The 25,905-nt window shown below is 52.9% G+C and carries 20 protein-coding genes, 2 pseudogenes and 1 riboswitch; of the genes and pseudogenes, 16 read left to right on the top strand and 6 right to left on the bottom strand.

The features are described 5' to 3' along the window. From HA45_RS21750 to rpoC, 9 genes and pseudogenes are all read left to right on the top strand, one after another. Positions 1-178, top strand: a 178-nt coding sequence (locus HA45_RS21750) for an EF-Tu C-terminal domain-related protein (protein ID WP_495524945.1), incomplete at its 5' end; no start/stop codon positions are given. A gap of 226 nt (positions 179-404) precedes the next feature. Beyond that, on the top strand, positions 405-788 hold the full coding sequence (gene secE / locus HA45_RS21740; RefSeq protein ID WP_100702133.1) for a preprotein translocase subunit SecE: 384 nt from the start codon (positions 405-407) through the stop codon (positions 786-788). Position 789: 1 nt separating this feature from the next. Next, a pseudogene (nusG, locus tag HA45_RS21735) lies at positions 790-1,334 on the top strand (transcription termination/antitermination protein NusG). Positions 1,335-1,481: 147 nt separating this feature from the next. Beyond that, positions 1,482-1,910, top strand: a complete 429-nt coding sequence (gene rplK / locus HA45_RS21730) for a 50S ribosomal protein L11 (protein WP_007886298.1) — start codon at positions 1,482-1,484, stop codon at positions 1,908-1,910. Positions 1,911-1,913: 3 nt separating this feature from the next. Continuing rightward, positions 1,914-2,618 carry a 50S ribosomal protein L1 gene (gene rplA, locus HA45_RS21725; protein ID WP_100702132.1) on the top strand — a complete coding sequence of 235 codons (705 nt, stop codon included), beginning with the start codon at positions 1,914-1,916 and terminating at the stop codon, positions 2,616-2,618. 352 nt (positions 2,619-2,970) lie between these two features. Next, a complete protein-coding gene (rplJ, locus tag HA45_RS21720; RefSeq protein ID WP_058973440.1) occupies positions 2,971-3,468 on the top strand; it encodes a 50S ribosomal protein L10 in 498 nt (165 codons plus the stop codon). A 65-nt stretch (positions 3,469-3,533) separates the two neighbouring features. Then, positions 3,534-3,896, top strand: a complete 363-nt coding sequence (gene rplL, locus HA45_RS21715) for a 50S ribosomal protein L7/L12 (protein ID WP_100702131.1) — start codon at positions 3,534-3,536, stop codon at positions 3,894-3,896. A gap of 329 nt (positions 3,897-4,225) precedes the next feature. Further along, a complete protein-coding gene (rpoB, locus tag HA45_RS21710; RefSeq protein ID WP_100702130.1) occupies positions 4,226-8,254 on the top strand; it encodes a DNA-directed RNA polymerase subunit beta in 4,029 nt (1,342 codons plus the stop codon). Positions 8,255-8,332: 78 nt separating this feature from the next. Then, the gene (gene rpoC, locus HA45_RS21705) at positions 8,333-12,556 is read left to right on the top strand and encodes a DNA-directed RNA polymerase subunit beta' (protein ID WP_100702129.1); all 4,224 of its coding nucleotides are present in this window, start codon (positions 8,333-8,335) and stop codon (positions 12,554-12,556) included. A gap of 60 nt (positions 12,557-12,616) precedes the next feature. Here rpoC and HA45_RS21700 read toward each other — a convergent pair whose 3' ends face one another. After that, complete coding sequence (locus tag HA45_RS21700) at positions 12,617-12,805, bottom strand: DUF1127 domain-containing protein (RefSeq protein ID WP_100702128.1); 189 nt, start codon at positions 12,803-12,805, stop codon at positions 12,617-12,619. Between the two features lie 174 nt (positions 12,806-12,979). Between HA45_RS21700 and HA45_RS21695 the strand changes: the two genes are divergently transcribed. Then, positions 12,980-14,434, top strand: coding sequence for an aminotransferase-like domain-containing protein (locus tag HA45_RS21695; RefSeq protein WP_100702127.1), 1,455 nt, complete (start codon positions 12,980-12,982; stop codon positions 14,432-14,434). A 154-nt stretch (positions 14,435-14,588) separates the two neighbouring features. On the opposite strand, the gene thiE is transcribed toward HA45_RS21695, so the two are convergent. The 3 genes from thiE to rsd form a co-directional block, all read right to left on the bottom strand. Then, the gene (thiE, locus tag HA45_RS21690; protein WP_100702126.1) at positions 14,589-15,236 is read right to left on the bottom strand and encodes a thiamine phosphate synthase; all 648 of its coding nucleotides are present in this window, start codon (positions 15,234-15,236) and stop codon (positions 14,589-14,591) included. Then, entirely contained in the window at positions 15,233-17,158 is a 1,926-nt protein-coding gene (gene thiC, locus HA45_RS21685) for a phosphomethylpyrimidine synthase ThiC (RefSeq protein WP_100702125.1), read from the bottom strand. Before thiC ends, thiE begins: the two co-directional genes overlap by 4 nt. A gap of 90 nt (positions 17,159-17,248) precedes the next feature. Continuing rightward, positions 17,249-17,349, bottom strand: a riboswitch (TPP riboswitch). 255 nt (positions 17,350-17,604) lie between these two features. Then, positions 17,605-18,111, bottom strand: coding sequence for a sigma D regulator (gene rsd / locus HA45_RS21680; RefSeq protein ID WP_100702124.1), 507 nt, complete (start codon positions 18,109-18,111; stop codon positions 17,605-17,607). A gap of 88 nt (positions 18,112-18,199) precedes the next feature. Here rsd and nudC point away from each other — a divergent pair, with 88 nt between their 5' ends. From nudC to HA45_RS21650, 6 genes and pseudogenes are all read left to right on the top strand, one after another. Continuing rightward, positions 18,200-18,973 carry an NAD(+) diphosphatase gene (gene nudC, locus HA45_RS21675; RefSeq protein ID WP_100702123.1) on the top strand — a complete coding sequence of 258 codons (774 nt, stop codon included), beginning with the start codon at positions 18,200-18,202 and terminating at the stop codon, positions 18,971-18,973. A gap of 39 nt (positions 18,974-19,012) precedes the next feature. After that, positions 19,013-20,079, top strand: a pseudogene (gene hemE / locus HA45_RS21670) (uroporphyrinogen decarboxylase). A 2-nt stretch (positions 20,080-20,081) separates the two neighbouring features. After that, positions 20,082-20,750, top strand: a complete 669-nt coding sequence (gene nfi, locus HA45_RS21665) for a deoxyribonuclease V (RefSeq protein WP_100702121.1) — start codon at positions 20,082-20,084, stop codon at positions 20,748-20,750. A gap of 62 nt (positions 20,751-20,812) precedes the next feature. Next, positions 20,813-21,403 (top strand): YjaG family protein, encoded by a 591-nt coding sequence (locus HA45_RS21660; protein ID WP_100702120.1) that lies wholly within the window; start codon positions 20,813-20,815, stop codon positions 21,401-21,403. Between the two features lie 189 nt (positions 21,404-21,592). Beyond that, the gene (hupA, locus tag HA45_RS21655; RefSeq protein WP_084938308.1) at positions 21,593-21,865 is read left to right on the top strand and encodes a nucleoid-associated protein HU-alpha; all 273 of its coding nucleotides are present in this window, start codon (positions 21,593-21,595) and stop codon (positions 21,863-21,865) included. A gap of 69 nt (positions 21,866-21,934) precedes the next feature. After that, positions 21,935-22,600: a DUF1481 domain-containing protein gene (locus HA45_RS21650; RefSeq protein ID WP_100702119.1), complete on the top strand. Its 666-nt coding sequence runs from the start codon at positions 21,935-21,937 to the stop codon at positions 22,598-22,600. A 39-nt stretch (positions 22,601-22,639) separates the two neighbouring features. On the opposite strand, the gene purD is transcribed toward HA45_RS21650, so the two are convergent. Continuing rightward, positions 22,640-23,920, bottom strand: coding sequence for a phosphoribosylamine--glycine ligase (purD, locus tag HA45_RS21645; protein WP_100702118.1), 1,281 nt, complete (start codon positions 23,918-23,920; stop codon positions 22,640-22,642). Between the two features lie 19 nt (positions 23,921-23,939). Further along, on the bottom strand, positions 23,940-25,529 hold the full coding sequence (gene purH / locus HA45_RS21640; RefSeq protein WP_100702117.1) for a bifunctional phosphoribosylaminoimidazolecarboxamide formyltransferase/IMP cyclohydrolase: 1,590 nt from the start codon (positions 25,527-25,529) through the stop codon (positions 23,940-23,942). Positions 25,530-25,905: the final 376 nt, after the last annotated feature.

The raw sequence follows: 25,905 nt of genomic DNA, 5'->3' as shown, positions 1-25,905 counted from the left end.
TGACGTGACTGGTAACGTTGAGCTGCCAGAAGGCGTTGAGATGGTAATGCCAGGCGACAACGTGAAAATGACCGTTGAGCTGATCCACCCAATCGCGATGGACCAGGGTCTGCGCTTCGCAATCCGTGAAGGCGGCCGTACTGTTGGTGCGGGTGTTGTTGCTGAAGTTATCGCTTAATTGCGATAACATTTGACGCAATGCACATGGAAAGGGCATCATTTGATGCCCTTTTTGCACGCTGTTACATAGAACCTGGCTCATCAGTGATTTTCGATCATAATCATTGCTGAGACAGGCTCTGGTTTACGGCGTCGGATACCGAGTACGCCCAAAAGCTCATTCGGTTTGGATGCCTCGCTCTGCGGGGCAGAATTGTTTCTGAATTATTGTGGCAGGTTGGTTTATGAGTGCGAATACCGAAGCTCAAGGGAGCGGGCGCGGCCTGGAAGCGATAAAGTGGGTCGTTGTTATTGCATTGCTGTTAATAGCAATCGTTGGCAACTATATTTATCGTGATGTGACACTGCCTTTACGCGCGCTGGCTGTGGTTGTACTGATCGCTGCAGCGGGTGGCATTGCGTTGCTGACAACGAAAGGCAAAGCAACTGTAGCTTTTGCACGTGAAGCAAGAACCGAAATGCGTAAGGTCATCTGGCCGACTCGCCAGGAAACATTGCATACCACGTTAATCGTTGCCGCGGTTACTGCCGTGATGTCACTGATTTTGTGGGGGCTGGATGGAATTCTGGTCCGTCTGGTATCGTTTATCACTGGCCTGAGGTTCTGAGATGTCTGAAGCTCCAAAAAACGCTGGTACGTCGTTCAGGCGTTTTCCGGTTTTGAAGCCCGCGTAGCGAAGTCGCTGCATGAGCATATCAAACTGCACAACATGGAAGAACTGTTTGGCGAAGTCATGGTGCCGACTGAAGAAGTCGTTGAAATCCGTGGTGGCCAACGTCGCAAAAGCGAACGTAAATTCTTCCCTGGCTATGTACTGGTTCAGATGGTGATGAATGACGCCAGCTGGCACTTGGTGCGCAGTGTACCGCGTGTAATGGGCTTCATTGGTGGTACCTCTGACCGTCCAGCGCCGATCAGCGATAAAGAAGTTGATGCGATTATGAACCGCCTGCAGCAGGTGGGTGATAAGCCGCGTCCAAAAACGCTGTTCGAACCGGGCGAAATGGTGCGCGTCAGCGACGGTCCATTTGCCGACTTCAACGGTGTGGTCGAAGAAGTCGATTACGAGAAGAGCCGCTTGAAAGTGTCTGTTTCCATCTTTGGTCGTGCAACGCCAGTGGAACTCGACTTTGCTCAGGTGGAGAAAGGTTAACCCTTTTGTTCACTTTTTAGCTCTTGCAGAAGGCGCGAAATTTACCTATAATTTCGCGCCTTTTGTTTTTATGCGCTGGCAACAGCGTGTAAATCGTTATCACGGGGAGCCTGTTTTCAGGCGCTATAACCCATTTGAGGAAATATCATGGCTAAGAAAGTACAAGCCTACGTCAAGCTGCAGGTTGCAGCTGGTATGGCGAACCCAAGTCCACCTGTTGGTCCAGCACTGGGTCAGCAGGGTGTTAACATCATGGAATTCTGTAAAGCGTTCAACGCCAAAACAGAATCTCTGGAGAAAGGCTTGCCTACTCCAGTTGTTATCACTGTATACAGCGACCGTTCTTTCACCTTCGTTACCAAAACCCCTCCTGCTGCCGTACTGCTGAAAAAAGCAGCAGGCATCAAGTCTGGTTCTGGTAAGCCGAACAAAGACAAAGTCGGTAAAGTTTCTCGTGCTCAGGTACGTGAAATCGCAGAAACTAAAGCTGCGGACATGACCGGTTCTGACGTAGAAGCGATGACTCGCTCTATCGAAGGTACTGCACGTTCCATGGGCCTGGTAGTAGAGGATTAAGAAATGGCTAAGCTGACCAAGCGCATGAGCGTAATCCGTGACAAAGTAGACGCGACTAAGCAGTACGACATCGCTGAAGCTATTGCTCTGCTGAAAGAACTGGCTACTGCTAAGTTCGTTGAAAGCGTTGACGTTGCTGTCAACCTCGGCATTGATGCACGTAAATCAGATCAGAACGTGCGCGGCGCGACTGTTCTGCCACACGGTACTGGTCGTTCAGTACGTGTAGCTGTATTTGCCCAAGGCGCAAACGCAGAAGCTGCTAAAGCAGCTGGCGCTGAGCTGGTAGGTATGGAAGATCTGGCTGACCAGATCAAAAAAGGCGAAATGAACTTTGACGTTGTTATTGCATCTCCAGATGCAATGCGCGTTGTTGGCCAGTTAGGCCAGGTTCTGGGTCCACGCGGCCTGATGCCAAACCCTAAAGTTGGTACTGTAACCCCTAACGTTGCTGAAGCAGTTAAGAACGCTAAAGCAGGCCAGGTTCGTTATCGTAACGACAAAAACGGCATCATCCACACTACCATCGGTAAAGTGGATTTCGATACTGACAAACTGAAAGAAAACCTGGAATCTCTGCTGGTTGCGCTGAAAAAAGCAAAACCTTCACAGGCGAAAGGCGTGTACATCAAGAAAGTCAGCATCTCTACCACCATGGGCGCCGGCGTTGCCGTTGACCAGGCTGGTCTGACTGCCGTAGCAAACTAATTGCTACTTGAAACGGGCGAAAAATTCATCTAGAATCTTACGCCCGTTGTTATTGTTGAGACTTCAACATAGAACCCAGATTCATAGTTGCTGAAGAGTTAAGTCTAAACGCTTTTCTATTCAGTGGCTTAGGTTGGAGCCAGGCCTTATCCTGGCCTCCGTCCAAGACCGCAGGAGCGGGATTATCTTCGGATAACTTGCTTAATATCCTGCGTAGACGGTGACAGAACCAAAAAGAATTATTTTCTTCGCTGGATTCTGCTCACCGTGTAATAGCGCTCAATATCTTCGGGTAGTTGAGTGAAGTGAGTTCCGGGAAATCTTTCCCGGTCAAATCCAGGAGCAAAAGCTAATGGCATTAAATCTTCAAGGCAAACAAGCGATTGTTGCTGAAGTTAGCGAAGTAGCCAAAGGCGCGCTTTCAGCGGTTGTTGCGGATTCCCGTGGCGTTACCGTTGATAAAATGACCGAACTGCGTAAAGCAGGCCGTGAAGCTGGCGTTTACATGCGTGTTGTTCGCAACACCTTGCTGCGCCGCGTCGTTGAAGGTACTCCTTTCGAGTGCCTGAAAGACACGTTTGTTGGTCCGACCCTGATTGCATATTCTATGGAACACCCGGGCGCTGCTGCTCGTCTGTTCAAAGATTTCGCGAAAGCGAATGCAAAATTTGAGGTCAAAGCTGCAGCCTTTGAAGGTGAGCTGATCACGGCGGCCAATATTGACCGTCTGGCAACTCTGCCGACTTACGAAGAAGCATTGGCACGTCTGATGTCGACCATGAAAGAAGCCGCTGCTGGCAAATTGGTTCGCACTCTGGCTGCTGTACGCGATGCAAAAGAAGCGGCTTAAGCCTCTTTCTTTTCCTTCGTAATTGCTAACGTATAAACTTTTTCTGTTTTTTAGGAACAATCGATATGTCTATCACTAAAGATCAAATTCTGGAAGCAGTAGCAGCTATGTCCGTAATGGAAGTAGTTGAGCTGGTTTCTGCTATGGAAGAAAAATTCGGCGTTTCTGCTGCTGCCGCTGTAGCTGTTGCTGCTGGCCCAGCTGAAGCTGTTGAAGAGAAAACTGAATTCGACGTAATTCTGAAAGCTGTTGGCCCTAACAAAGTTGCGGTCATCAAAGCAGTTCGTACTGCAACTGGCCTGGGCTTGAAAGAAGCTAAAGACCTGGTTGAAGCGACTGGTACTATCAAAGAAGGCATCAGCAAAGATGACGCAGCTGCTCTTGAAGCACTGCTGAAAGAAGCTGGCGCTGAAGTTGAAGTTAAGTAAGACAACCCTCGGGTTGCAGCCTGAGTAATTTCAGGCTGATGGCTGGTGACTTTTTTGGTCACCAGCCTTTTTGCGCTACAGGGGAATGATGGCGTTTCGCACTGTTTGTCCATTGTTTCTCTTCAATATCTTTTTCTATCTACGACTTAATATATCGCTCTCCTGTGAAGGTTCCCTGCCTGCACAACGGTGATGAAATGATTTAAGAGTGATAGAAAGACGTATTGCATGGGGTGTTACGCATCGCATGAAAAACAAAATAGTGTTGCATGAACTGTCCTATCAGGACGGACAGCGTGGTTCGACATGTCAGCTAGCTGAGGAACCCTATGGTTTACTCCTATACCGAGAAAAAACGTATTCGTAAGGATTTTGGTAAACGTCCACAAGTTTTGGACATACCTTATCTCCTTTCTATCCAGCTTGACTCGTTCCAGAAGTTTATCGAGCAAGATCCAGAAGGCCAACACGGTCTGGAAGCAGCCTTCCGTTCCGTATTCCCAATCTCTAGTTACAGCGGCAACTCTGAGTTGCAGTATGTGAGCTACCGTTTGGGTGAGCCGGTCTTTGACGTAACAGAATGTCAGATCCGTGGCGTGACCTATTCGGCACCGCTGCGCGTGAAACTGCGTCTGGTGATCTATGAGCGCGAAGCGCCAGAAGGCACCGTAAAAGACATTAAAGAGCAAGAAGTCTACATGGGTGAAATTCCGCTCATGACAGACAACGGTACCTTTGTTATCAACGGTACTGAGCGTGTTATCGTTTCTCAGCTGCATCGTAGTCCTGGCGTGTTCTTTGATAGCGACAAGGGTAAGACGCACTCGTCTGGTAAAGTGCTGTATAACGCACGTATCATCCCTTACCGTGGTTCATGGCTCGATTTCGAGTTTGACCCGAAAGACAACCTCTTTGTCCGTATTGACCGTCGCCGTAAGCTGCCGGCCACTATCATTCTGCGTGCGTTGCAATTCACCACTGAACAAATCCTCGATCTGTTCTTCGATAAAGTGGTTTATGAAATTCGCGACAACAAGCTGCAGATGGAATTGGTGCCAGAGCGCCTGCGTGGTGAAACCGCCAGCTTCGATATCGAAGCCAACGGCACAGTCTACGTTGAGAAAGCGCGTCGCATCACTGCACGTCATATCCGTCAGCTTGAAAAAGACGGTATTCAGCACATCGAAGTGCCTGTTGAATACATCGCAGGCAAAGTGGTCGCTAAAGACTACGTCGATCTGAACACCGGCGAACTGATTGTTCCTGCAAACATGGAACTGTCACTGGATCTGTTGGCTAAACTGAGCCAGTCAGGTCACAAGCGCATTGAAACACTGTTCACCAACGACCTGGATCACGGTGCGTACATCTCCGAGACCCTGCGTGTTGACCCAACCAGCGATCGTTTGAGCGCATTGGTTGAGATCTATCGCATGATGCGTCCTGGCGAGCCACCAACGCGTGAAGCGGCAGAAAATCTGTTCGAGAATCTGTTCTTCTCTGAAGATCGCTACGATCTCTCTGCGGTTGGCCGCATGAAGTTCAACCGTTCTCTGCTGCGTGATGAAATCGAAGGTTCAGGCATCCTGAGCAAAGACGACATCATCCAGGTCATGAAGAAACTGATCGGTATCCGTAACGGTATTGGCGAAGTCGATGATATCGACCACCTCGGCAACCGTCGTATCCGTTCTGTTGGTGAAATGGCTGAGAACCAGTTCCGTGTTGGTCTGGTGCGTGTTGAGCGTGCGGTGAAAGAGCGTCTGTCTCTGGGCGATCTCGATACCCTGATGCCTCAGGACATGATCAACGCCAAGCCAATTTCGGCGGCGGTGAAAGAGTTCTTCGGCTCAAGCCAGCTGTCACAGTTTATGGATCAGAACAACCCGTTGTCTGAGATCACGCACAAGCGTCGTATCTCTGCTCTGGGCCCAGGCGGTCTGACGCGTGAGCGTGCAGGCTTCGAAGTGCGTGACGTACACCCAACCCACTACGGTCGTGTATGTCCAATCGAAACGCCTGAAGGTCCGAACATCGGTCTGATCAACTCCCTTTCTGTTTACGCGCAGACTAACGAATACGGTTTCCTTGAGACGCCTTATCGTCGCGTTGTAGATGGCAAAGTGGGTGAAGAAATTCATTACCTCTCTGCAATTGAAGAGGGTAACTACGTTATCGCTCAGGCGAACACCAACCTTGCTGATGACGGTAGCTTTGTTGACGATCTCGTCACCTGCCGTAGCAAAGGTGAGTCGAGCCTGTTCAGCCGCGACCAGGTTGACTACATGGACGTTTCCACCCAGCAGATCGTTTCTGTTGGTGCGTCCCTGATCCCGTTCCTGGAACACGATGATGCTAACCGCGCCTTGATGGGTGCGAACATGCAACGTCAGGCAGTTCCGACTCTGCGTGCTGATAAGCCGCTGGTTGGTACTGGTATGGAACGTGCAGTAGCGGTTGACTCCGGGGTAACTGCCGTAGCGAAACGTGGTGGTACCGTTCAGTACGTTGATGCTTCTCGTATCGTTATCAAAGTTAACGAAGAAGAGATGTATCCGGGTGAAGCGGGTATCGACATCTACAACCTGACCAAGTACACCCGTTCTAACCAGAACACCTGCATCAACCAGATGCCATGTGTGTCTCTGGGTGAGCCGATTGAGCGTGGCGACGTGCTGGCAGATGGCCCGTCTACCGATCTCGGTGAACTGGCGCTGGGTCAGAACATGCGCGTGGCGTTCATGCCATGGAACGGTTACAACTTCGAAGACTCCATCCTCGTTTCTGAGCGTGTTGTTCAGGAAGACCGTTTCACCACTATCCACATCCAGGAACTGGCGTGTGTGTCTCGCGACACCAAGCTGGGGCCAGAAGAGATCACCGCTGATATCCCGAACGTGGGTGAAGCAGCGCTCTCCAAGCTGGATGAGTCCGGTATCGTGTATATCGGTGCGGAAGTGACCGGTGGTGACATTCTGGTTGGTAAGGTCACGCCGAAAGGTGAAACCCAGCTGACGCCAGAAGAGAAACTGCTGCGTGCAATCTTCGGTGAGAAAGCGTCTGACGTTAAAGACTCTTCTCTGCGCGTGCCAAACGGCGTTTCCGGTACGGTTATCGACGTTCAGGTCTTCACCCGCGATGGCGTGGAAAAAGACAAACGTGCGCTGGAAATCGAAGAAATGCAGCTGAAGCAGGTTAAGAAAGACCTGTCTGAAGAACTGCAGATCTTTGAAGCGGGCTTGTTCAGCCGTATCCAGGCTGTGCTGATCTCTGGTGGTGTTGAGGCTGAGAAGCTGGACAAACTGCCACGTGAGCGCTGGTTGGAGCTGGGCCTGACTGACGAAGAGAAACAAAACTCTCTCGAGCAGCTGGCTGAGCAGTATGACGAGCTGAAGCACGAGTTTGAGAAGAAACTCGAAGGCAAGCGTCGCAAGATTACCCAAGGCGATGATTTGGCACCAGGCGTGCTGAAGATCGTTAAGGTGTATCTGGCGGTTAAGCGTCAGATCCAGCCTGGTGACAAGATGGCAGGTCGTCACGGTAACAAGGGTGTTATTTCTAAGATCAACCCGATCGAAGATATGCCTTACGATGAGAACGGTACGCCGGTCGACATCGTATTGAACCCACTGGGTGTACCGTCACGTATGAACATCGGTCAGATCCTGGAAACCCACCTCGGTATGGCGGCGAAAGGCATTGGTGAAAAAATCAATGCGATGCTGAAGAAGCAGGAAGAAGTCACCAAGCTGCGTGATTTCATCCAGCGCGCCTACGATTTGGGTACTGACGTGCGTCAGAAAGTTGATCTGAACACCTTCACTGACGACGAAGTACTGCGTCTGGCTGAGAACCTGAAAAAAGGTATGCCAATCGCAACGCCAGTGTTTGATGGTGCAAAAGAAAGCGAAATCAAAGAGCTGTTAGAGCTTGGCGGCTTGCCTTCTTCTGGCCAGATCACTCTGTTCGACGGCCGTACCGGTGAGCAGTTTGAGCGTCAGGTAACCGTAGGTTACATGTATATGCTGAAACTGAACCACCTGGTTGATGACAAGATGCACGCACGTTCTACCGGTTCTTACAGCTTGGTTACTCAGCAGCCGCTGGGTGGTAAAGCGCAGTTCGGTGGACAGCGCTTCGGTGAGATGGAAGTGTGGGCACTGGAAGCATACGGTGCCGCTTATACCCTGCAGGAAATGCTGACGGTTAAATCTGATGACGTTAATGGCCGTACGAAGATGTATAAAAACATCGTCGACGGTAACCATCAGATGGAACCAGGCATGCCGGAATCCTTCAACGTACTGTTGAAAGAGATCCGCTCGCTAGGTATCAACATCGAGCTGGAAGACGAGTAAGTACTCGCAAGTACTGGTTACGGGACGTGCACTTCGGGTGCACGTCCCTGAGAGTTCCACTCCGACGGGAGCTAATCCGTGAAAGACTTACTTAAGTTTCTGAAAGCGCAAACTAAGACCGAAGAGTTTAGTGCGATCAAGATCGCTCTGGCTTCGCCAGATATGATCCGTTCATGGTCTTTTGGTGAAGTTAAAAAGCCAGAGACCATTAACTACCGTACCTTCAAGCCGGAGCGTGACGGTCTTTTCTGCGCCCGTATCTTTGGGCCGGTAAAAGATTACGAATGCCTGTGCGGTAAGTACAAGCGTTTGAAACATCGCGGCGTGATCTGTGAGAAGTGTGGCGTTGAAGTTACACAGACCAAAGTTCGTCGTGAGCGCATGGGCCATATCGAACTGGCTTCTCCAACTGCGCACATTTGGTTCCTGAAATCACTGCCTTCGCGTATCGGCTTACTGCTGGATATGCCACTGCGTGATATCGAGCGCGTGCTGTACTTCGAATCATATGTTGTGATCGAAGGCGGTATGACCAACCTGGAAAAACGTCAGATTCTGACCGAAGAGCAGTACCTTGACGCGCTGGAAGAGTTCGGTGACGAATTCGACGCGAAGATGGGTGCGGAAGCTATCCAGGCGCTGCTGAAAAACATGGATCTGGAGCAAGAGTGCGAACAGCTGCGCGAAGAGCTGAACGAAACCAACTCCGAGACCAAACGTAAAAAGCTGACCAAGCGTATCAAGCTGCTGGAAGCGTTCGTTCAGTCTGGTAACAAACCAGAGTGGATGATCCTGACCGTTCTGCCGGTTCTGCCGCCAGATCTGCGTCCGCTGGTACCGCTGGACGGTGGTCGTTTCGCAACGTCAGATCTGAACGATCTGTATCGTCGCGTGATCAACCGTAACAACCGTTTGAAACGTCTGCTGGATCTGGCTGCGCCAGATATCATCGTACGTAACGAAAAGCGTATGCTGCAGGAAGCGGTAGATGCCCTGCTGGATAACGGCCGTCGCGGTCGTGCCATCACCGGCTCTAACAAACGTCCTCTGAAATCTTTGGCCGATATGATCAAAGGTAAGCAGGGTCGTTTCCGTCAGAACCTGTTGGGTAAACGTGTTGACTACTCTGGTCGTTCTGTAATCACCGTAGGTCCTTACCTGCGTCTGCATCAGTGCGGTCTGCCGAAGAAAATGGCACTGGAGCTGTTCAAACCGTTTATCTACGGCAAGCTGGAACTGCGTGGCCTCGCGACCACCATCAAAGCGGCTAAGAAAATGGTTGAGCGCGAAGAAGCTGTCGTCTGGGATATCCTGGATGAAGTGATCCGCGAACACCCAGTACTGCTGAACCGTGCACCAACTCTGCACCGTTTGGGTATCCAGGCATTCGAACCTGTTCTGATCGAAGGTAAAGCGATCCAGCTGCACCCGCTGGTTTGTGCGGCATATAACGCCGACTTCGATGGTGACCAGATGGCTGTTCACGTACCGCTGACGCTGGAAGCCCAGCTGGAAGCACGTGCGCTGATGATGTCAACCAACAACATCCTGTCACCTGCGAACGGCGAGCCAATCATCGTTCCTTCTCAGGACGTTGTACTGGGTCTGTACTACATGACCCGTGACAAAGTGAATGCGCGCGGCGAAGGCATGGTGCTGACTGGCCCGAAAGAAGCTGAGCGTGTTTATCGCGCTGGCCTGGCTGAGTTGCATGCTCGCGTTAAAGTACGTATCACCGAATACAGCAAAAACGAACAAGAAGAGTTCGTCGCGAAAACCAGCATTATCGACACCACCATTGGTCGTGCGATTCTGTGGATGATTGTGCCGAAAGGTCTGCCTTACTCCATCGTCAACCAGGCGCTGGGTAAGAAAGCTATCTCCAAGATGCTGAACACCTGTTACCGCATCCTGGGCCTGAAGCCGACCGTTATCTTTGCTGACCAGACCATGTACACCGGCTTTGCTTACGCAGCCCGTTCAGGTGCCTCTGTAGGCATCGACGACATGGTGATCCCGGCTAAGAAAGCGGAAATCGTGGCAGAAGCAGAAGCGGAAGTTGCTGAGATTCAGGAACAGTTCCAGTCTGGTCTGGTTACTGCTGGCGAACGTTACAACAAAGTCATCGATATCTGGGCCGCAGCGAACGAACGCGTTTCCAAGGCGATGATGGACAACCTGCAAACCGAAACCGTGATCAACCGTCACGGCGAAGAAGAGCAGCAAGTCTCGTTCAACAGCATCTACATGATGGCCGACTCCGGTGCGCGTGGTTCTGCTGCACAGATTCGTCAGCTGGCCGGTATGCGTGGTCTGATGGCTAAGCCAGATGGCTCAATCATCGAAACGCCGATCACTGCGAACTTCCGTGAAGGTCTGAACGTACTCCAGTACTTCATCTCGACGCACGGTGCGCGTAAAGGCTTGGCGGATACCGCACTGAAAACCGCTAACTCCGGTTATCTGACGCGTCGTCTGGTTGACGTTGCACAGGATCTGGTGGTTACCGAAGACGACTGTGGCACATTCGAAGGCATCATGATGACTCCGGTCATCGAAGGTGGCGACGTTAAAGAGCCACTGCGTGAGCGTGTTCTGGGTCGTGTGACCGCAGAAGACGTGCTGAAGCCGGGTACTGCAGACATCTTGATCCCGCGTAACACGCTGATCGATGAGCACTGGTGTGATGTGATCGAAGTTAACTCTGTCGATGTGATCAAAGTGCGTTCTGTTGTTGGTTGTGAAACCGACTTTGGTGTATGTGCACACTGCTATGGTCGCGACCTGGCACGTGGTCACATCATCAACAAAGGTGAGGCCATCGGCGTTATCGCAGCACAGTCCATCGGTGAGCCGGGTACACAGCTGACGATGCGTACGTTCCACATCGGTGGTGCGGCATCTCGTGCGGCTGCTGAATCCAGCATTCAGGTGAAGAACAAAGGTACTATCAAGCTGACTAACGCGAAGTCTGTAACCAACTCCTCTGGGAAGCTGGTTATCGTTTCACGTAACGTTGAGCTGAAGATGATCGACGAGTTCGGTCGTACCAAAGAGAGCTATAAAGTGCCTTACGGTGCGGTTATGGCCAAAGGTGATGGTGAGCAGGTTGCCGCGGGCGAAACCGTAGCAAACTGGGATCCGCATACCATGCCAGTGATCACCGAAGTGGGCGGTTTCATTCGCTTCACTGACATGATCGACGGTCAGACCATTACCCGTCAGACTGACGACCTTACCGGTCTGTCATCGCTGGTGGTTCTGGACTCTGCAGAACGTACTGCAGGTGGTAAAGATCTGCGTCCTGCGCTGAAAATTATTGATGCCAACGGAAATGATGTTCTGATTCCAGGTACCGATATGCCAGCTCAGTACTTCCTGCCGGGCAAAGCGATTGTTCAGCTGGAAGATGGCGTGAAGATCAGTGCGGGTGACACCCTGTCTCGTGTACCTCAGGAATCTGGCGGTACCAAAGACATCACCGGTGGTCTGCCACGCGTTGCTGACTTGTTCGAAGCGCGTCGTCCGAAAGAGCCAGCAATTCTGGCCGAGATCAGCGGTATTATCTCGTTCGGTAAAGAGACCAAAGGCAAGCGTCGTCTGGTGATTACTCCAGTTGACGGTAGCGATCCGTACGAAGAGATGATTCCGAAATGGCGTCAGCTGAACGTATTCGAAGGTGAGCGTGTAGAACGTGGTGACGTTGTTTCTGACGGCCCAGAATCTCCACACGATATCCTGCGTCTGCGTGGCGTCCATGCGGTTACCCGTTACATCACTAACGAAGTGCAGGAAGTTTACCGTCTGCAAGGCGTTAAGATTAACGATAAACACATCGAAGTCATCGTGCGTCAGATGCTGCGTAAAGCAACCATCGCCAGCGCCGGAAGCGCCGACTTCCTGGAAGGTGAGCAGGCTGAATACTCTCGCATCAAGATCGCTAACCGCGAGCTTGAAGCGAATGGCAAAATCGCCGCAACGTTTATGCGCGATCTGCTGGGTATCACCAAAGCGTCACTGGCAACGGAATCGTTCATCTCTGCAGCATCGTTCCAGGAGACCACACGTGTCCTGACCGAAGCAGCCGTAGCAGGTAAGCGCGATGAATTGCGCGGCCTGAAAGAGAACGTGATCGTGGGTCGTCTGATCCCAGCCGGTACCGGTTATGCTTATCATCAGGATCGTATGCGTCGCCGTTCTGTCGGTGAAGCACCGGTTGCACCGCAGGTCACTGCGGATGAAGCCTCTGCGAGCCTGGCTGAATTGCTGAACGCCGGTCTGGGCGGTAACAACGACGATTAATCGTTGTGCTGTCTGACTCATAAAAAAACCCTGCCTCGGCAGGGTTTTTTTCATCTGTTATCAGCTCTTGCGGCAGATATCATTCCGGGTCAGGCCGATGTCGCGCAGTTGTGCGTCACTCAGGTGTGACAAAATCTTCCGCGTTTCACGGCGGGCGCGCCATCTTTTTACTACGCGCAGCGTACCGCGGAAAATATCCAATAAGGTTACATCGAAAGGTTTTGCCGCCCGGTTTTGATCGAATTCCATTTTTATGCCCTCAGTAAGATGTCTGAGTAGCATTGTCTGATTGTTGTGCGTTTCAATACAGATTCAAAAAACACTTATCTTTAACATACAGATTGCGCTCAGTAGGATCTGAATGGTAAAAATACCGTCTATCTGTACTGGTTACATGATGTTTATCGCTTAATGAGGCATACGATGACGCGTTATCAGCATTTGGCTTGCTTGCTCTCAGATCGTATAGAGCAAGGGTTATACCGCGGTGGTGAGCGTTTGCCATCGGTGCGCACGTTAAGTATTGAACATGGTGTCAGTATTAGCACGGTGCAGCAGGCTTACCATCTGCTGGAAGAGAAACAGCTTATCGTGCCACAACCGCGTTCGGGGTATTTCGTTGCCACGCGCAAAGCCGCGCCGCCCGTACCCGGCATAACCCGGCCGGCGCAGCGCCCGGTTGAGATTACTCAATGGGAATCAGTACTCGATTTGCTGAGCAGTCGACACAATAATGACGTATTGCAATTGGGCAGCGGCATGCCTGATTTAACCCAGCCAACGCTTAAGCCGCTTTGGAAAATTCAAAGCCGCATGGCACAGAAGCAGGATCTTGACCTGCTTAACTATGACAGTCTGGTGGGTGTCAGTGCCCTGCGTGAACAAGTTGCCCGCTTAACCATCGACAGTGGTTGCCAGCTTGATGCCGATGACATTGTTGTGACCACCGGTTGCCATGAAGCGTTGTCGATCTCAATCCGTGCGGTGTGCGATGCCGGTGACATTATCGCGGTGGAATCGCCGACTTTTCACGGCACCATGCAAACCCTGCGTGGTTTCGGGATTCGCGCGATAGAAATCCCCACCGATTCAGTCACAGGCATCAGTCTTGAGGCACTGGAACTGGCGTTTGAACAGTGGCCAATCAAAGCGGTGGTTGTGGTGCCTAACTGCAACAATCCTCTGGGCTTCATCATGCCTGAAGCGCGTAAGCGTACGCTGTTGGCGCTGGCGCAGCGCTTTGATGCAGCCATCATTGAAGACGATGTTTACGGTGAACTGGCGTGGGAGTACCCACGTCCGATTACGATCAAGTCACTGGATATGGACGGCCGGGTATTGTTATGCAGCTCCTTTTCTAAAACTCTGGCGCCCGGTTTACGTGTGGGTTGGGTGGCACCGGGCCGCTACCGCGATCGGGTGCTGCACATGAAATATATCAGCACCGGTTCCACTGCCACGCAGCCACAACATGCGGTGGCCGAGTTTATCCGCCTCGGTCATTACGGCCCGCACATTCGTCGCATGCGGCAGGTTTACCAGCGGAATTATGAAACGTTCAATTGCTGGGTTCGGCACTATTTTCCATGTGGCATATGCGTATCGCGCCCGCAGGGCAGTTTCCTGATGTGGATTGAACTGCCGGAAGCGTTTGATGCGGTCAGGTTGAATGCTGAATTGCGTGCCCTGAAAATTCAAGTGGCGGTGGGTTCACTGTTTTCGGCTTCGGGAAAATATCGCAACTGTCTGCGCCTTAATTATGGTCTGCCGATTAATGAGCAGACCGAGCAGGCGATTGCCCAACTTGGCGCCGCAGTGGAACAGGCTATGTTGGCCTGCAGTGGAGAAGATGCGCAAGCTGCCTCACTGATTGAATAACGGGAAGGGCAGGGCTGGGAAGAAATGCAAACCAGCCCTGGCCCACTGCATGCGGCAGCGGGCAGGCACACTTTATCGCGGGCAAAAAACGCGCCAGCCCGATAACCGCGGGCCGCGCGATTGATTCCAGCCAAATTATCTGACTTGCAGCCCGTTACAGAGCTTCTGCAGGCTGGGTTCCAGCTTCAACCAGTTTCAAGAGATCCTGCGTTGCCTGGCGCCAGTCAGCCGCTTGCGTAATCGCGCTGACCACCGCAATACTTCCAACACCCGTTGCCAGCACCTCAGGCACACGATCCAGTGAAATGCCGCCGATCGCTACCGTTGGCACATCCTGCAGACGCGCCAGATGGCGTTTCAGCTCTGCAACACCCTGCGGTGCTGATGGCATGTCTTTGGTTTGCGTGGGATAGATATGACCTAACGCGATATACGAAGGACGCAGCGCCAGCGCGCGATCTAATTCGGCATCGTCATGAGTCGATAATCCCAAACGCAAACCTGCCTGACGAATGGCGTCCAGATTGGCTACGTCGAGATCCTCCTGGCCGAGATGCACGCCATAGGCGTTGTATTTGATCGCTAAGCGCCAGTAATCGTTAATAAACAGGCGAGCACGATACTGTTTACCCAGCGCAATTGCCTCGCGCACGGCATCTTCCACTTCATGATCCTGGCAATCTTTGATACGTAACTGGAGGGTGCGAACGCCAGCCTCCAGTAAGCGCGCAATCCACTCTACGCTATCAACAACAGGGTACAGCCCCAGTTTCGGGGCCGTGGCTGGAAAGGCATCGGTCATACTTTTTCCTCTTTAAGGGCATCGGCGGCGTGATAAAGCTCGCCGCCACGGCTGCGGAAGGCATCCGACATCTGCGCCATGCCAATTTCAATTGGCTGGGCTTCTGCCTGCTGGCGAGCAGCATATTCACGCACTTCCTGGGTAATTTTCATCGAACAGAATTTCGGACCGCACATCGAGCAGAAGTGAGCCACTTTGCCCGATTCCTGCGGCAATGTCTCATCGTGGTAGGCGCGCGCGGTATGTGGATCGAGCGCCAGATTGAACTGATCCTCCCAACGGAATTCAAAGCGCGCTTTCGACATAGCGTTATCGCGGATCTGCGCGCCGGGATGGCCCTTTGCAAGATCGGCGGCATGCGCGGCGATTTTGTAGGTGATCAGCCCCTGCTTCACATCTTCTTTATTCGGCAAACCGAGGTGCTCTTTCGGGGTGACGTAGCACAGCATGGCGCAGCCAAACCAACCAATCATCGCGGCACCAATGCCGGAGGTGAAGTGATCGTAACCGGGAGCGATATCGGTGGTCAGAGGGCCGAGCGTGTAGAACGGCGCTTCATGGCAGTGCTCCAACTGTTCTGTCATGTTGCGGCGGATCATTTGCATCGGCACATGGCCGGGACCTTCAATCATCACCTGCACATCGTATTCCCAGGCAATTTTGGTCAGCTCACCGAGCGTGTGCAATTCGGCAAACTGGGCTTCATCGTTGGCATCCTGAATCGAGCCGGGACGTAGGCCATCGCCGAGTGAGAGCGCTACATCATAAGCGGCACAGATCTCACAGATTTCGCGGAAGTGCAGGTAGAGGAAGCTCTCCTGATGATGTGACAGGCACCACTTCGCCATGATGGATCCGCCGCGCGACACAATCCCGGTCAAGCGTTTGGCGGTCATCGGCACGTAGCGCAGCAGTACGCCGGCGTGAATCGTGAAGTAATCCACACCCTGTTCGGCTTGTTCCAGCAAGGTGTCGCGAAAAATTTCCCAGTTAAGATCTTCCGCCACGCCATTCACTTTCTCCAGCGCCTGATAAATCGGTACTGTGCCAATCGGCACCGGGCTGTTTCGTAAAATCCACTCGCGCGTTTCGTGGATATAGCGGCCCGTGGAGAGATCCATCACCGTATCCGCGCCCCAGCGAGTTGACCACACCAGTTTCTCCACTTCCTCTTCAATCGAAGAACTCACTGCTGAATTGCCGATGTTGGCATTCACCTTCACCAGAAAATTACGGCCAATGATCATCGGCTCGGATTCAGGGTGGTTGATATTAGAGGGGATGATGGCGCGACCGCTGGCCACTTCCTGACGCACAAACTCGGCGGTGATATTTTCCGGTAAATTAGCGCCAAAGCTGTGTCCTGGGTGCTGTTGCAGCAACACTTCACCGCGAATTCGCTCACGGCCCATGTTTTCTCGCACCGCAATGAATTCCATTTCTGGCGTGATAACGCCCTGGCGAGCGTAATGCAACTGCGTAACGCAGCGACCTGCTTTAGCGCGACGCGCTTGAGGCAGATGTTCAAAACGCAGATGATCCAGCCCTTCATCAGCTAAGCGCTGTTGAGTGTAGTGAGAACTCAGCTGGTGGATGGCTTCACTGTCATCACGCTCGATGATCCAGCTCGCACGCAGTTTCGCCAGACCCTGGTGAACGTCGATAGCAGCTTCAGGATCGCCATACGCACCCGCAGTGTCATACACCGGCACCGGCTCATTTTGCTCATACTGCGGATGATCTTTAGAACCACCGATATGTGTGGGGCTGAGCTGGATTTCACGCATTGGCACGCGGATATCTTCACGGTTGCCGGTGATCCAGATGCGTTTTGAATTGGGGAATGCCGTTCCTTGCAGGGAATCGATAAATTCCTGCGCCTGAGCGCGTTGTTCACGACGAGAAGTTCTAGCAGCAGACATAGCAATTTTCCTGAATTAAGGGGAAGTTGCTTGTCCAGAGTTCGGAAGGAGTAACAGAGACGATGCTGGGCGCCAGCATGCACCGATCTGATAATGTCTACTCTTGTTCCCTTCGCAGGTACTAACCTGATCAGGTTCCGCGGATCCCGAATAAACGGTCTCAGCCCCTAAGGGCACTCCGACAAGGTTGAATTTCACGATAGAAGCGACTTTGCTTACCCTTTCACGCCTGGGCAGTGCTCGTGACCGTCACGTACTACGTGTACGCTCCGGTCCCTGCGCGCTGTCCGAGCGCGAACTGGCTACGCACGCTACGCTTATATCGCAAAATTTGATTCTAGATTTTTTCAAAGAGGCGTATGCAAACGTGTAAAGGCCTCAATAAAAAAGCCCATTCAGCATAAGAGGGCTTTTTCGGAATAACAAGTTTTTTACATACGTTATTGTTAAGCGGGGCGGGCAATCATGCTTTCATTGGCAACAGGGGCTCGTGCGAGCTGATTATCCCACGCGAGTTGCACCAGTTTATCTTCCAGCGTAAAGCGAGACTCCAGCACTTCCCCAACTTCAGACAGCGCCTTCTGGAACTCAGCACAGTTGTCGTCGTTGATTGCCTGCTGCAAATGAGTGTCATACAGCTGCATCATGCGGTCGGTATTGGCTTCAAGGGCAGGGTAAATCTGCGCTGCCACGTTCAAAGGGCTATCGCCCTCCATTTCATTGATAATTCGCTCATAAATACTGAAATGACCTGTTGAAAGGTAATCCACTAAACTGTGGCAAAACGCATCCAGTGCCTGTTCATCCAGTGCAGAGAGTGCATCTTTATTCGGCTTCATGCCAATTAACGCGTAATAGGTGACAAGCAACTGCCGGCGCGCGCGCAGCCAGGCATCGACTAATTCATTACCGCCACTTACTCGCTCGCTCAGGTCATTTAACTGGGTAAGCATACGAGGCTCCGGGTGAGTTATAGTTATCCATTACACACTAAACATCAGGATTTCAGCGTGCCATTTGACGCTAAGGACAACGAATAAGATGCAACGTGAGATCTCAAGCGTAGACGCTGGCTGGTGGATTGTCAGCCATGAGCAAAAACTTTGGTTACCGCAGGGTGAACTGCCGCATGGCTTATCCAGCGATTTTGGCCTGGCGGGAAAGACTGCGATTTTGATAGGCGAATGGCAGGCTGAAAATGTCTGGCTGATACGAGAAACACGCTCTGACAATATGGGCTCGGTTCGTCAGCTAATCGACGAAGATGTTGGGCTTTTCCAGATGGTTGGGCGCGGCGTGCAGTTGGCTGAGTTTTATCGTTCTCATCGTTGGTGCGGTTATTGCGGCCATGAAATGCACCTCAGTAAACGTGAATTTGCCTGCCTGTGCCACCACTGCCGCGAGCGCTACTATCCGCAGATCGCGCCGTGCATCATCGTCGCCATTCGTCGCGGTGATGAGATCCTGCTCGCCAACCACGCGCGCCATCGCAACAGTATTTACACAGTATTAGCTGGCTTTGTTGAAGTGGGTGAAACGCTGGAGCAGGCCGTGGCACGTGAAGTGATGGAAGAGAGCAATGTGAGGGTGAAAAATGTCCGCTACGTCACCTCGCAGCCATGGCCGTTCCCGCATTCGTTAATGATGGCATTCATGGCCGAGTATGAAGGCGGAGACTTGCAACATGATGGCAAAGAGTTGCTGGATGCGGGCTGGTATCGCTATGACGATCTGCCGCTGCTCCCGCCGCCGGGCACCGTAGCGCGACGGTTGATTGAAGATACCGTTGCCCTGTGCCGCGCCAGCGCGTCGTGAAAATGCTACACTGGCGGCCTTAGCATGAGAGAGCCCATTATGAGTGAACTGAAGAACGATCGTTATCTGCGCGCCCTGTTACGTCAGCCGGTAGATGTCACGCCGGTATGGATGATGCGACAAGCCGGGCGTATTTGCCGGAGTATAAAGCCACGCGTGCTGTCGCCGGTGATTTTATGTCGCTGTGTAAGAATGCTGAGCTGGCGTGCGAAGTCACCTTGCAGCCACTGCGTCGCTATGCGCTGGATGCTGCGATCCTCTTCAGCGATATCCTGACGATTCCTGATGCGATGGGGCTGGGGCTCTACTTTGAAACCGGCGAAGGCCCACGCTTCTCCAATCCTATTACCTGCCGCGCAGATGTCGATAAGCTGCCGATTCCGGATCCAGAAGACGAACTGGGTTATGTGATGAATGCGGTGCGTACCATTCGCCACAACCTGAAAGGCGAAGTGCCGCTGATCGGCTTCTCTGGCAGTCCATGGACGCTGGCCACCTATATGGTTGAAGGTGGCAGCAGCAAAGCGTTCACCAAAATTAAAAAAATGATGTATGCCGAGCCGCAAACCTTGCACAAGCTGTTGGATAAGCTGGCTGACAGCGTCATTCTTTATCTGAACGCGCAGATCAAAGCCGGTGCACAGTCGATTATGGTGTTCGACACTTGGGGCGGCGTGCTGACAGGCCGTGATTACCGCGAGTTCTCGCTCTATTACATGCACAAAATCGTCGATAGCGTGCTGCACGAGAACGAAGGTCGCCGTGTGCCGATTACGCTGTTTACCAAAGGCGGAGGTCAGTGGCTGGAAGCTATCGCCGCTACCGGATGCGATGCACTGGGGCTGGACTGGAGCACCGATATCGCCGATGCGCGTCGTCGCGTGGGTGACAAAGTGGCGCTGCAAGGCAATATGGATCCTTCCATGCTGTATGCGCCGCCAGCACGTATCGAGCAGGAAGTGGCCACCATTCTGGAAGGCTTTGGTGCGGGAGAAGGCCACGTCTTCAACCTGGGTCATGGTATCCATCAGGATGTGCCGCCAGAGCACGCCGGTGCGTTTGTGGAAGCCGTGCATCGCTTGTCACGCCCTTACCATCAAGGCTAAGCATGGATTTAGCCGCGCTACGGGCTGAACAGTTACAACGCGCTGCTGACGTGGTGCGGCAGGATGATTTTGACGTCCTGCCGCCTCGTTTTATCGCCGGTGCGGACGTCGGTTTCGAGCAGGAAGGTGCCATCACGCGTGCGGCACTGGTGGTCCTGGAATATCCCTCATTGCAGCTCGTGGAGCACCGTATCGCGCGTGTTGCGACCACCATGCCCTATATTCCCGGCTTCTTATCATTCCGTGAAGTTCCCGCACTGCTGGCAGCCTGGCAGCAACTCACGTCTCAGCCCGATCTTTTATTTGTTGATGGTCACGGTATCGCCCATCCCCGACGCCTCGGCGTGGCCGCGCATTTTGGCTCGCTGGTGGATGTTCCGACCATTGGCGTTGCGAAGAAGCGACTGTGTGGGCGTTTCGGGGAATTGGATGCCGAACCGGGGAGTCGTCAGCCGCTGATGGATAAAGGCGAGCAGATTGGTTGGGTGTGGCGCAGTAAAGCGCGCTGCAATCCTCTGTTCGTCTCGACCGGGCATCGTGTCAGCATGGATAGCGCACTACACTGGGTGGAGCGGTGTACGGCGGGCTATCGTTTACCGGAACCCACGCGCTGGGCCGATGCCGTTGCTTCTGGTCGTCCGGCGTTTCTGCGTTGGCAAAATGCTTGTTAACGCTGTTTGCGCGCGGCTTTTGCGGTACACTGCCGCCAGCTAACCTATTGAGAGTAAGTTTGATGTTACAGAATCCCGTCCATTTGCGTCTGGCGAAGCTGGAAAGCTGGCAGCATATGACCTTCATGGCCTGTCTGTGCGAGCGGATGTTCCCCAACTATTGGGCCTTCTGTCAGCAGACCGAATTCGCCGATCCGCAGCTTTATCGTCGCATCCTGGATCTTGTCTGGGAGAGCCTGACGGTTAAAGACGCCAAAATTAACTTCGATAGCCAACTGGAAAAGCTGGAATCAGCGATTCCCAATGGCGATGATTTTGATATCTACGGCGTCCATCCGGCAATCGATGCCTGTGTTGCATTGAGCGAAATGGTGCATGCACAACTCAGCGGCGAAACCCTTGAGCACGCGATTGAAGTCAGCCGTACGTCGATCACCACCGTTGCTATCCTGGAAATGACGCAGGCCGGTCGAGAAATGACCGACGAAGAGCTGCGTGAAAATCAGGCGGTGATTGATGAATGGGATATGCAGTGGGAGATTTTTCGCCTGCTGGCAGACAGCGAAGAGCGCGACCTGGAGCTGATTAAGGGGTTACGTTCTGACCTGCGCGAAGCGGGAATCAGTAACATCGGTATACTTTTTCAGCAATAAGGCGATAAAACGTGACTTCAGGCCTGAATTACCGCGCCTGGAGGCTTCACATCAGCCCCCTGTCTGGTCTACATTTGGGGGGGCTGAAAATTGTGGCTATCTTTGCGTGCAGGTTGAAGAGTGCCAGAATATGGCTTTTCCCTCGCACTCGTTGCTTAGCAAGCGATAAATACACTTTAAGGATAACTTATGAACAAGACTCAACTGATTGATGTGATCGCAGAGAAAGCTGACCTGTCAAAAACCCAGGCTAAAGCTGCGCTGGAATCTACCCTGGCTGCGATCACTGAGTCTCTGAAAGAAGGTGATGCTGTACAACTGGTTGGTTTTGGTACTTTTAAAGTGAACCACCGCGCTGAGCGTACCGGTCGCAACCCACAGACTGGCAATGAGATCAAAATCGCTGCAGCTAACGTGCCAGCGTTCGTCTCTGGTAAAGCTCTGAAAGACGCAGTTAAGTAAGTTTTCCGCATCGCGGTTTAAGCTTTAAAAGAGGGGCGGCATCGCCCCTTTTTGTTATCGGGGCCTGTCATGCTGAACACGATTACTCAGCGCGTCTGCGCCCTGTTACTCGGTGCGCTACTCGCGGGCTGTAGTTCCACTCCTGATCTTCCTGCCTTTACGGCAAGCGGTTATCTGGCCGATCGCGGCACTGTGCGCATCTGGCGCAAGAACAGTGACCATCAAGCTGTTCATCTCCGTACCGTTTATACCCCCTTCAATGGCGATGCCATGGAAACCACTGACTACAACTGGCAGCAGAACCAACTGATCAGCGTTGAGCGCAGTGTAGCGGGCGAGCAACCGGATGATGTGACGCTGCGTTTTGATCATCTCGGCAATCTCAATTTTATGCAGCGCCAGCTGGCGGGGCGTCGTGAAGCGGTAAGCGGCGACACGGTGGAACTCTACCGGTTCGATGCACAACGTATGCTGGAGCAAAGTAATGCGTTGCTGAGTGGCCGTGTGTTGCTGAAGCAGGGGCATTGGCTCGGCGCTACGCAGGTGCGCGACTGTGACGGAAAAGTGATGAATGCCCCGTTTGATAGCGGAATAATTGCCACGTTATCCCAGCAGCAGCGAAGTCAGTCACAGCCGTTGATGGTGTCGTGGTTGGAGGCGCCTGAAGGCGTGCAGTTGTTGCGGGCGACGCCAGAGGATGAATGCAGCTGGCAGCCGAAAGAGAGTGATTTCTGAGGCAGAAAATTAAGGGGCACGCAGCGTGCCCCTTGTTGATTACTTGCGGTTAATCGCGCGGTAACCAATATCCTTGCGGCAGAAGCTGCCTTCCCAGGAAATATGCTTGGCCAGCGCATAAGCATTCTTCTGCGCGGCAGCCACATCTTCACCCAGAGCCGTCACGCACAGCACGCGTCCACCGTTAGTCACCACCACATCATCTTTCATCGTGGTGCCCGCGTGGAACACTTTACCTTCCGGCACTTCTTCCAGCGGCAAACCGTGGATTTGATCACCGGTATTGTAGTCCGCCGGATAACCGCCAGCAGCCAACACGACACCCAGCGATGGACGTGGATCCCACTGCGAAGTTTGCTGATCCAGTTTGCCATCCACTGCGGACAGGCACAGCTCAATCAGATCTGACTGCAGGCGCAGCATGATCGGTTGGGTTTCTGGATCGCCAAAGCGGCAGTTGAATTCGATCACTTTCGGCTGACCGGCTTTATCGATCATCAGACCGGCATACAGGAAGCCGGTATAAGTGTTGCCTTCCGCTTTCATGCCGTTGACGGTTGGCCAGATGATCTGATCCATCACGCGCTGGTGGATCTCATCCGTCACCACAGGGGCTGGCGAGTAAGCGCCCATGCCGCCGGTGTTGGGGCCGGTATCACCATCGCCAACACGCTTATGATCCTGGCTGGTGGCCATGGGCAACACGTTGTCGCCATCTACCATCACGATGAAGCTGGCTTCTTCGCCGTCGAGGAACTCTTCAATCACGATACGATGGCCTGCATCGCCGAACGCGTTGCCTGCCAGCATGTCCTGCACCGCAGCTTCCGCTTCAGCCAGTTCCATTGCGACGATGACGCCTTTACCGGCAGCCAGACCATCGGCTTTGATCACGATCGGTGCGCCTTTCTCACGCAGGTAAGCCAGTGCTGGCTCAACTTCCGTAAAGTTCTGGTATTCAGCGGTAGGGATCTGCTGGCGCGCAAGGAAATCCTTGGTGAAGGCTTTCGATCCTTCCAGTTGTGCAGCCGCCTGAGTTGGGCCAAAGATCTTCAGACCGGCAGCGCGGAACGCATCGACCACGCCGATGACCAGCGGTGCTTCCGGACCAACGATAGTCAGACCGATATTTTCTTTTTGAGCAAAAGCCAGCAGGGCAGGCACATCAGTGGCGCTGATTGCCACGTTTTGCAATGCCGGCTCCAGAGCGGTACCGGCGTTACCCGGAGCCACAAACACGGTCTCGGCTAAAGGAGACTGTGCCGCTTTCCATGCCAGCGCGTGTTCACGTCCGCCATTACCAATCACTAAAATTTTCATCTGTTACTGCTCCAGGCTATTAATGGCGGAAGTGACGCATGTCGGTGAAGATCATCGCAATGCCGTGTTCATCAGCAGCGGCAATCACTTCATCATCACGAATAGAACCGCCTGGTTGAATCACACAACTGATGCCCACTGCAGCAGCCGCGTCGATACCATCGCGGAACGGGAAGAAAGCATCAGACGCCATGGCAGAACCTTTTACCTCTAAACCTTCATCACCGGCTTTGATGCCCGCGATTTTAGCAGAGTAAACACGGCTCATCTGGCCCGCGCCAATGCCGATAGTCATGTTGTCGCGTGCATAGACAATGGCGTTGGATTTGACGAATTTGGCGACTTTCCAGCAGAACAGCGCATCACGCAGCTCTTGCTCGGTTGGCTGACGCTTGGTAACCACGCGCAGCTGGCTGGCATCGACCATTCCCAGATCGCGATCCTGCACCAGTACGCCACCGTTCACACGTTTGAAATCCAGTGCGGCGACACGACCCTGCCACTGACCGCATACCAGCACGCGCACGTTCTGTTTTGCGGCGGTCACTTTCAGTGCCGCTTCGCTAGCGGAAGGAGCGATGATCACTTCCACGAACTGGCGGCTAATGATTGCCTGTGCAGTGGCTTCGTCCAATTCACGGTTGAAGGCGATGATGCCGCCGAAGGCAGAAGTTGGGTCGGTTTTGTAAGCGCGCTCGTAGGCATCCAGAATCGAACCGCCCACGGCTACGCCGCACGGGTTGGCGTGTTTCACAATCACGCAAGCCGCTTCATCAAACTCTTTCACGCACTCAAGCGCAGCATCGGTATCGGCGATGTTGTTGTAAGAGAGCGCTTTACCCTGAACCTGCTGTGCGGTAGCAACAGAAGCTTCTGCTACGTTCTCTTCTATATAGAAGGCAGCATCCTGATGGCTGTTCTCGCCGTAACGCATATCCTGCTTCTTAATGAAGTTGAGATTGAGTGTACGAGGGAAACGGCCGGCAGGTTCTTTGCTGTCACTGTGGTAAGCCGGCACCAGGCTACCGAAGTAGTTGGCAATCATGCTGTCATACGCTGCGGTGTGTTCGAAGGCTTTGATCGCCAAATCGAAACGGGTGTCGAGCGTCAGGGAGTTTTCGTTGGCATCCAGCTCGGCAATGATGGCCGCGTAGTCGCTGCTCTTCACCACAATCGCCACGTCTTTGTGGTTCTTCGCGGCGGAGCGCACCATGGTTGGACCACCGATATCAATGTTCTCTACCGCGTCTGCCAGTGAGCAGTCGGGTTTCGCTACGGTTTGCGCGAAAGGATAGAGGTTGACTACCACCATATCGATTGGGCTGATAGCGTGCTGGGCCATGATCGCATCATCGGTGCCGCGACGGCCCAGAATGCCGCCATGCACTTTCGGGTGCAGCGTTTTGACGCGTCCATCCATCATTTCCGGGAAACCGGTGTAGTCAGAAACTTCGGTGACGGGCAGGCCCGCATCTGCCAGCAGGCGAGCAGTACCACCTGTGGAGAGCAGCTCAACACCACGGCTGGAGAGTGCCTGAGCAAATTCGAGGATACCGGCTTTATCAGAGACACTGAGCAGAGCGCGGCGTACTGGACGACGTTGTTGCATGGTGGTTTTATCCCTTGGCTTTGTTTCGCATAAATAAGAGCGTTACATCAAGCTTAGCGTTTCTTTCTATATAGAAGAGAGCGCTTGCTTCATGTAACGCCCCAAAAGGGGCATCCTTGACGTCGCCGGGCATTGTAGCGAAAACGTTTGCGTGATGCTCGCCTAAATTCATCTACGCCATTGAATGTGGATAACACTGTGTGTAAGTGGGTATAAAGCGGGGTTTTGCTGTGGAATGCAGCGAACGGTTGTTTTTATTGAATTTAGCGGTTGCGCGCTGCGAACAACTCCCTATAATGCGCATCCATCGAGACGGCACAACGGTTTACGAAGTGCGGTGTTGACAGGAAGCTTCGATAAGAACTTCCGCCAGATG

Origin of the sequence: Pantoea rodasii (genome assembly GCF_002095465.1) — a bacterium.
Classification (GTDB): Bacteria; Pseudomonadota; Gammaproteobacteria; order Enterobacterales; family Enterobacteriaceae; genus Pantoea; species Pantoea rodasii.
This window is presented reverse-complemented; position numbering and strand designations above follow the sequence as displayed.